Annotated in this window: 8 protein-coding genes, 1 rRNA gene and 1 pseudogene; 5 read left to right on the top strand and 5 right to left on the bottom strand. The window is 64.6% G+C overall.

Features of this window, described 5'->3' with window-relative positions; genetic code table 11:
* Window positions 1-123 (bottom strand): 16S ribosomal RNA (locus tag Q0693_RS04675); the annotation flags it as partial.
* A gap of 124 nt (window positions 124-247) precedes the next feature.
* On the opposite strand from Q0693_RS04675, the gene Q0693_RS04670 reads away from it, so the two are divergent.
* Window positions 248-919 carry a PIG-L family deacetylase gene (locus Q0693_RS04670; protein WP_298629574.1) on the top strand — a complete coding sequence of 224 codons (672 nt, stop codon included), beginning with the start codon at window positions 248-250 and terminating at the stop codon, window positions 917-919.
* Entirely contained in the window at window positions 910-1,329 is a 420-nt protein-coding gene (locus Q0693_RS04665) for an archease (RefSeq protein ID WP_298629572.1), read from the top strand. Before Q0693_RS04670 ends, Q0693_RS04665 begins: the two co-directional genes overlap by 10 nt.
* Here Q0693_RS04665 and plsX read toward each other — a convergent pair.
* Genes plsX through folK form a run of 4 tightly spaced genes read right to left on the bottom strand, consistent with a single transcriptional unit; the run spans window position 1,318 to window position 3,586 of the window.
* Window positions 1,318-2,298 (bottom strand): phosphate acyltransferase PlsX, encoded by a 981-nt coding sequence (gene plsX, locus Q0693_RS04660; protein WP_298629570.1) that lies wholly within the window; start codon window positions 2,296-2,298, stop codon window positions 1,318-1,320. The two genes, Q0693_RS04665 and plsX, sit on opposite strands and share 12 nt — an antisense overlap.
* Window positions 2,295-2,627, bottom strand: coding sequence for a thioredoxin (trxA, locus tag Q0693_RS04655; RefSeq protein ID WP_243031059.1), 333 nt, complete (start codon window positions 2,625-2,627; stop codon window positions 2,295-2,297). Before trxA ends, plsX begins: the two co-directional genes overlap by 4 nt.
* Window positions 2,628-2,686: 59 nt before the next feature.
* Window positions 2,687-3,064, bottom strand: a complete 378-nt coding sequence (locus Q0693_RS04650; protein ID WP_114313471.1) for an RNA-binding protein S1 — start codon at window positions 3,062-3,064, stop codon at window positions 2,687-2,689.
* A gap of 42 nt (window positions 3,065-3,106) precedes the next feature.
* Window positions 3,107-3,586 (bottom strand): 2-amino-4-hydroxy-6-hydroxymethyldihydropteridine diphosphokinase, encoded by a 480-nt coding sequence (folK, locus tag Q0693_RS04645; protein ID WP_298629568.1) that lies wholly within the window; start codon window positions 3,584-3,586, stop codon window positions 3,107-3,109.
* 139 nt (window positions 3,587-3,725) lie between these two features.
* On the opposite strand from folK, the gene lysJ reads away from it, so the two are divergent.
* The 3 genes and pseudogenes from lysJ to Q0693_RS04630 form a co-directional block, all read left to right on the top strand.
* The gene (gene lysJ, locus Q0693_RS04640; protein WP_298629566.1) at window positions 3,726-4,913 is read left to right on the top strand and encodes a [LysW]-aminoadipate semialdehyde transaminase LysJ; all 1,188 of its coding nucleotides are present in this window, start codon (window positions 3,726-3,728) and stop codon (window positions 4,911-4,913) included.
* Window position 4,914: 1 nt separating this feature from the next.
* Complete coding sequence (locus Q0693_RS04635; RefSeq protein ID WP_298629565.1) at window positions 4,915-6,003, top strand: [LysW]-lysine hydrolase; 1,089 nt, start codon at window positions 4,915-4,917, stop codon at window positions 6,001-6,003.
* Window positions 6,004-6,012: 9 nt separating this feature from the next.
* Window positions 6,013-6,222 (top strand): annotated as a pseudogene (locus tag Q0693_RS04630) (GGDEF domain-containing protein); the annotation flags it as partial.

The raw sequence follows: 6,222 nt of genomic DNA, 5'->3' as shown, positions 1-6,222 counted from the left end.
TAGGTCACCCACGCGTTACTCACCCGTCCGCCGCTGGGCAGGTATAAACCCGCCCCGCCCGACTTGCATGTCTTAGGCACGCCGCCAGCGTTCACCCTGAGCCAGGATCAAACTCTCCAACAAAAAAACGCCTAAAGGCGTGATCTTTCGTGCGTTGCCCTGTTCCTGCGCTTTCAAGATCCCCCGCCGGTCCAACCGGCGCAACATTGAATGTACCAGGTGGGGGCTTTTCTGTCAAGATGGGGGCATGGTGGACCTCTTGGTGGTGGTCCCCCACCCCGATGACGAAAGCTTTGGTGCCGGAGGGGCCCTTCTTCTTGCCAAGGACGCTGGGCTTAGGACGGGGATCCTGACCCTCACCCGGGGGGAAGCGGGAAGGACCTTGGGGCTATGCTCCCCGGAGGAGCTACCCCAGGTGCGGGTGAGGGAACTCCACCAGGCAGGGGAAATCCTGGGGGTGGATTTCCTCCAGGTCCTCCCCTTTCCCAACGCACTGCCCCAAGAGGCCGGCGAGGGGCCCCGTGGCTTGGCCTCGGGTAAAGGTCTCCTAGACCATCCGGAAGCGGAAGCTGCTATACGGGAATGGCTCCTTTCCCTTAGGCCCCGGTACGTGGTCACCTTTCCCCCAGACGGTATCAACGGCCACCCCGACCACGTGGCCACGAGCCGCTACGCCAAAAGGGCCGCGGAAGGCCTGGCCCAGGTGGTCTACTTCGTCCGACCCGAGGGCCCTTGGCCCATTACCCACCGCCTGCGCCTCCCCGAATGGGCCTTGGCCCGGAAGCTCAAGGCCTTGGCCCAGCACAAAACCCAGGCCCTTTCCATCCTGGCCTTCATGGAAGGATATCCCGAACGGCTCTGGACGGAAACCTTTCACCTTCCGGGCTTCCAGGGCACTGAGGAGGGGCCATGGTGGTAAGGCCCTTGGACCACACCGCCGACGTGGGCTTTGAGCTAGAGGCAAGGAGCCTCGAGGACCTCTTCCAAGCCGCCCTCAAAGGGCTTTTGCAGGTGATGTTCCTCTATCCTCCGGAAGGGGGCAGCCGGCGCCGGCGCCTTTCCCTGGAGGCCGAGGACCTGGAAACCCTCCTGGTGCGTTTCCTCAACGAGCTCATCTACCTGATCCAGACCAAGGGCTTCGTGCCCGGAAGGGCGCGGGTAAGGGTAGAAAGGAAGGATGAGGGTTACCGCCTCACCGCCACCCTCTTAGGGGAACCCTTCCAGGAAGCCTTCGGTTTTCAAGGGGAGGTGAAGAGCGCCACCTTTCACGGCCTGCAGGTGAGCCAGGAGAACGGGAGGTGGAGGGCCCAGCTGATCTTAGACGTCTAAAGCGGAAAGGCCTGCCCGCACCCGTTCCAAAAGCCCCGCCCCCACCAAGGCCTTGGCCCGGAGAAGGGCGTTTTTCACCGCTAACGCGTCGGCGGAACCGTGGCCGATGAAAACCGCCCCCTCCACCCCCAGAAGGGGCATGGCCCCGTACTGGGAGGGATCCACCTTTTCCTTCAACTTTCGCAGGGCCCCCCGGGCCAAAAGGGCCCCCAGCCTGGCCAAAAGGCTTCCGCTAAGGGCCTCCTTGACCCAGCCCAAGAGCACCTTGGCCTCCCCTTCCGCCAGCTTCAGGACCACGTTTCCCGTAAAACCATCGGTGACCACCACCTCCGTGGTGCCCAAGAAGATGTCCCGCCCTTCCACGTTGCCGAAAAACCGCTCCCCCAAGGCCTTCTTCAGGAGGGGATAGGTTTCCAGCACCAGGGCGTTCCCCTTCCCTTCCTCCTCGCCGATGGAAAGGAGGCCCACCTTTGGCGCTGGCAAACCGTTGGCCTCGGCATAGGCCAGGCCCATGGCCGCGAACTGCACCAAGAAGGAGGGGCGGCAGTCGGCGTTAGCCCCCCCGTCCAGGAGGAAGGTGCGCCCCCTTTGGCTGGGGAACTCCACCAAAAGGGCGGGCCGTTCCACCCCCTTCACCCGCCCTAGGGTGAAAAGGGCCGCGGCCATGGTGGCCCCGGTGTGGCCCATGGACACCACCGCCTGTACCTGGCCCCGCTTTAGGAGGTCCATGGCCACCATGATGGAGCTTTCCCGACGCTTTCTCACCTCGGTGGCGTGCTCCTCCATGGGAATCCAGTCCGGGGCGTGGTGGATGGGCAAGGAGGCCCCATGGCGGGAAAGCTCCGCCCGCAAGCGGGCCTCTTCCCCCACCAAAAGGACCTCCACCCCTTCCTTGGCTGCCAGGAGGGCCCCCTGAACCGTGACCCCGGGGGCATGGTCCCCCCCCATGGCGTCCAGGGCGATCCTCATGCGCTTGGCGGCAGGTGCTTCTGAATCTTGGCCTCAAAGTTGCGCTTGGGCTGGGCCCCCACCAGCACCTCCACCGGCTGGCCGTTTTTGAAGAGGATCACCGTGGGAATGCTCATGACCCTAAAGCGCATGGCCGTCTTGGGGTTTTCGTCCACGTCCAGCTTGGCCACCACGACCTTCCCTGCGTACTCCCTGGCCAGCTCCTCCAGGATGGGGGCGATCATGCGGCAAGGGGCACACCACTCCGCCCAGAAGTCCACCAGGACCAAGGGGTATCCGGCTAGGGTCTGGTCAAAGTTGGCGTCGGTAACCTCTATGGGCTTCGCCATACCCCACCACTTTAAAACAAAACCCCGAGGGCATACACCCCCGGGGGGAACCCTTAGGGTTATCGCTTCTTCTTGCCGCCCTTCTTACCCCCCTTGCCGCCGAAGCCCCCGGTGCCTCGGAGGAAGCTTTTCAGCTTGTTCTCAAACTCGGGGGATTGCTTGGGCAGGCGCCTGGGCCTGGGAGGTGGAGCTCCTTCTGGGGCAGGGGTGAGGTCCTTGATGGAAAGGTCCAGCCGCCCCTTGGCATCCCGGCCCTTTACCATCACCTGGACGATATCCCCCTCGTTGAGAAAGTCCCGCACGTTCTTCACGAACTCATGGGCGATCTGGGAGATGTGCACCAGGCCCTGCTCGCCCCCCGGGAGCTCCACAAAAGCGCCAAAATCCGTAACCCGCACCACGCGGCCCTCTACCACACTTCCTGCTTCTAGGTCCACTTTCCTTCTCCCTTTGCGCGGCGGTGATCCGCGATGCCCCCACTATAGCACAAAGGGGCGCACCCCCTTCCGGTCCAAGGGGGCCAGGAGCTCGGCAAAGGTGCGTCCAAGCACAGGGTGCCGCCCCTCAGGAATAAGGTCGGCCAGAGGCACCAGGACAAAGGCCCGCTGGGAAAGCCTAGGGTGGGGCACCTCGAGGCCCTCCTCCTGCAAGACCAGGTCCCCGTATAGAAGGAGGTCCAGGTCAATGGTCCTTGGCCCCCAAGGCTCCTTCCGCTCCCGCCCCAGGCTCTGCTCCACCGTCAAGAGGCCCTCCAGAAAAGCCCTGGGGGAAAGCTCCGTGTCCACCTCCGCCACCAGGTTCAGGTAAAGGGGCTGGGGCGGGCCCACGGGCTCGGTTTCGTACACGGGGGAAAGGCGAAGGAGACGGGTTTTCTCCAGGCGGGAAAGGAGGGAAAGGGCCTTTAGCAGGTAGCCTGCCCGGTCCCCCAGGTTGGAGCCCAAGCCCACATAGGCCAGCACCCTCCCAGTCTATCCGTTGACAGGAGGCCCCCATCCCCCTACCCTGAAGGGGAGATGGCCGCCTGGGGCAAAACCTAATGGGCCTGGGAAGCCTGGCTTCCCGGGCCTGCCCGGGGGCTTTTCTTTTGGAGGCGAGCATATGGTTAAGGAGGTCTACGAAGACTGGCGCACCCTCCTCGAGGCGGAAAAAGCCCTGGACACCGGCGTCTACACCAAGCACGACCTGCTTTTGGTGCGCGGGCAGGGGGCTAGGGTCTGGGATGCCGAGGGCAACGAGTACATTGACTGCGTGGGGGGCTACGGGGTGGCCAACCTGGGGCACGCCAACCCTGAGGTGGTGGCGGCCATCAAGGAGCAGGCGGAAACCCTCCTTTCCATGCCGCAAACCCTTCCCACCCCCATGCGGGGGGAGTTCTACCGCACCCTGGTGGGCCTTCTCCCTCAGGAGCTCAACCGGGTCTTCCCCACCAACTCCGGCACCGAGGCCAACGAGGCCGCCATCAAGTTCGCCTGGGCCCACACCAAAAGGCGCAAGCTGGTGGCCGCCATGCGGGGCTTCTCCGGACGCACCTTAGGAAGCCTTTCCGTCACCTGGGAGCCCAAGTACCGGGAGCCCTTCATGCCCCTTTTGGGGCCGGTGGAGTTCATCCCCTATAACGATGTGGAGGCCCTGAGGCGGGCGGTGGACGAGGAAACGGCGGCGGTGATCCTCGAGCCCGTCCAGGGGGAGGGGGGGGTGCGCCCCGCCACCCGGGAGTTCTTGGAAGCCGCTCGGGAAGTAACCCGGGAAAAGGGAGCCCTGCTGATCCTGGACGAGATCCAGACCGGCATGGGCCGCACCGGGAAACGCTTCGCCTTTGAGCACTACGGGGTGGTGCCCGACATCCTCACCCTGGCCAAGGCCCTGGGGGGCGGGGTGCCCATAGGGGCGGCGGTGATGCGGGAGGAGGTGGCGAGGAGCATGCCCAAGGGAGGCCACGGCACCACCTTTGGCGGCAACCCCTTGGCCATGGCCGCCGGGGTGGCGGCCCTGCGCTACCTGGAACGCACCCGGCTTTGGGAACGGGCCGCGGAGCTTGGACCGTGGTTCATGGAAAGGCTCAGGGAGATCCCCTCCCCCAAGATCCGCGAGGTGCGGGGGCTTGGGCTTATGGTGGGCCTCGAGCTCAAGGAAAAGGCCGCCCCGTACATCGAGCGCCTGGAAAAGGAGCACCGGGTCTTGACCCTGCAGGCGGGCCCCACGGTGATCCGCTTCCTCCCCCCTTTGGTCATCCAAAAGGCGGATCTGGAGCGGGTGGTGGAGGCGGTGCGGGCTGTGCTAACCTAAGATGAGCGCAAACGGCTTGGATCCCGTTGAGTTCCTGATGGGGGCCCTAAGGATCCCCTCCCCCTCGGGTGAGGAACGCCTGGTGGCGGAGTACCTGGCGGAGGGCATGGAACGGCTTGGGCTTAAGGCCTTCGTGGACGAGGCGGACAACGCCCGGGGCCAGGTGGGGCAGGGGCCCACCCAGGTGGTCCTCCTGGGGCACATCGACACCGTCCCCGGGGTGGTGCCCGTAAGGCTGGAGGGCAACAAGCTTTTTGGCCGAGGGGCGGTGGACGCCAAGGGCCCCTTCGTGGCCATGGTTTTCGCCGCCGCTGGGCTTTCGGAGGAGGCGAAAAGGCGCCTTACCGTTCACCTGGTGGGGGCCACGGAGGAGGAGGCCCCTAGTTCCAAGGGCGCCCGCTTCGTGGCTCCCAGGCTGAAGCCCCACTACGCCATCATCGGGGAGCCCTCGGGCTGGGAAGGCATCACCTTGGGGTACAAGGGGAGGCTTCTGGTAAGGGCAAGGCGGGAAAAGGATAACTTCCACTCCGCCCACCACGAGCCCAACGCCGCCGAGGAGCTCATCAGCTACTTTGTGGCCATCAAGGCCTGGGCCGAGGCCATGAACGTGGGGCAGAAGGCCTTTGACCAGGTGCAATACACCCTAAGGGATTTCCGCATCCAGCCGGCGGAGCTCAAGCAGGTGGCGGAGATGTTCTTTGACCTGCGCCTGCCCCCCAGGCTTCCTCCGGAGGAGGCCATCCGCCACCTCAGCGCCTACGCGCCCCCCACCATTGAGCTGGAGTTCTTTGGCCGGGAGGTACCCTACCTGGGCCCCAAGGACACCCCCCTGACCCGGGCCCTAAGGCAGGGGATCCGCAAGGCGGGGGGCAAACCCGTCTTCAAGTTGAAAACCGGCACCAGCGACATGAACGTCCTGGCCCCCCACTGGAACGTGCCCATGGTGGCCTATGGGCCAGGGGACTCCACCTTGGACCACACGCCCTACGAGCACATAGAGGTGGAAGAGTTCCTAAAAGGGATTGAGGCCTTACGGGAGGCCCTCGAGGCCCTGGCCAAAACCCACGTGCCCCCAGAGAAGGTGGGCTAAACTTGAGGCGTGGTTGCCTATTGGCTTGGGTCCCTGGCCCTTATCCTATTCCTCGGCCTATTCCCTCCCACCGCTCCTTGGAGCGAGCGCTTTTTAACCCCCCTGGTGGCCCTGATAGGCGGGGGTATTCTCCTTGGGCACCGGGAGAAACCCTTTGGATTAGGGCTTTTCTTCTTGGGCCTGGGCGATCTGGCTTGGACCCTTGAGGACCTGGGCCGC

The sequence above is a fragment of the uncultured Thermus sp. genome (genome assembly GCF_938010445.1).
Classification (GTDB): Bacteria; Deinococcota; Deinococci; order Deinococcales; family Thermaceae; genus Thermus; species Thermus altitudinis.
The sequence above is the reverse complement of the archived record's forward strand: the minus strand, read 5'-3'. Positions and strand labels throughout refer to the sequence as shown.

Coding starts and splice junctions, on each gene's coding strand:
- Q0693_RS04670 (WP_298629574.1), top strand. CDS start 248: ATGGTGGACCTCTTGGTGGTGGTCCCCCACCCCGATGACGAAAGCTTT.
- Q0693_RS04665 (WP_298629572.1), top strand. CDS start 910: ATGGTGGTAAGGCCCTTGGACCACACCGCCGACGTGGGCTTTGAGCTA.
- plsX (WP_298629570.1), bottom strand. CDS start 2,298: ATGAGGATCGCCCTGGACGCCATGGGGGGGGACCATGCCCCCGGGGTC.
- trxA (WP_243031059.1), bottom strand. CDS start 2,627: ATGGCGAAGCCCATAGAGGTTACCGACGCCAACTTTGACCAGACCCTA.
- lysJ (WP_298629566.1), top strand. CDS start 3,726: ATGGTTAAGGAGGTCTACGAAGACTGGCGCACCCTCCTCGAGGCGGAA.
- Q0693_RS04635 (WP_298629565.1), top strand. CDS start 4,915: ATGAGCGCAAACGGCTTGGATCCCGTTGAGTTCCTGATGGGGGCCCTA.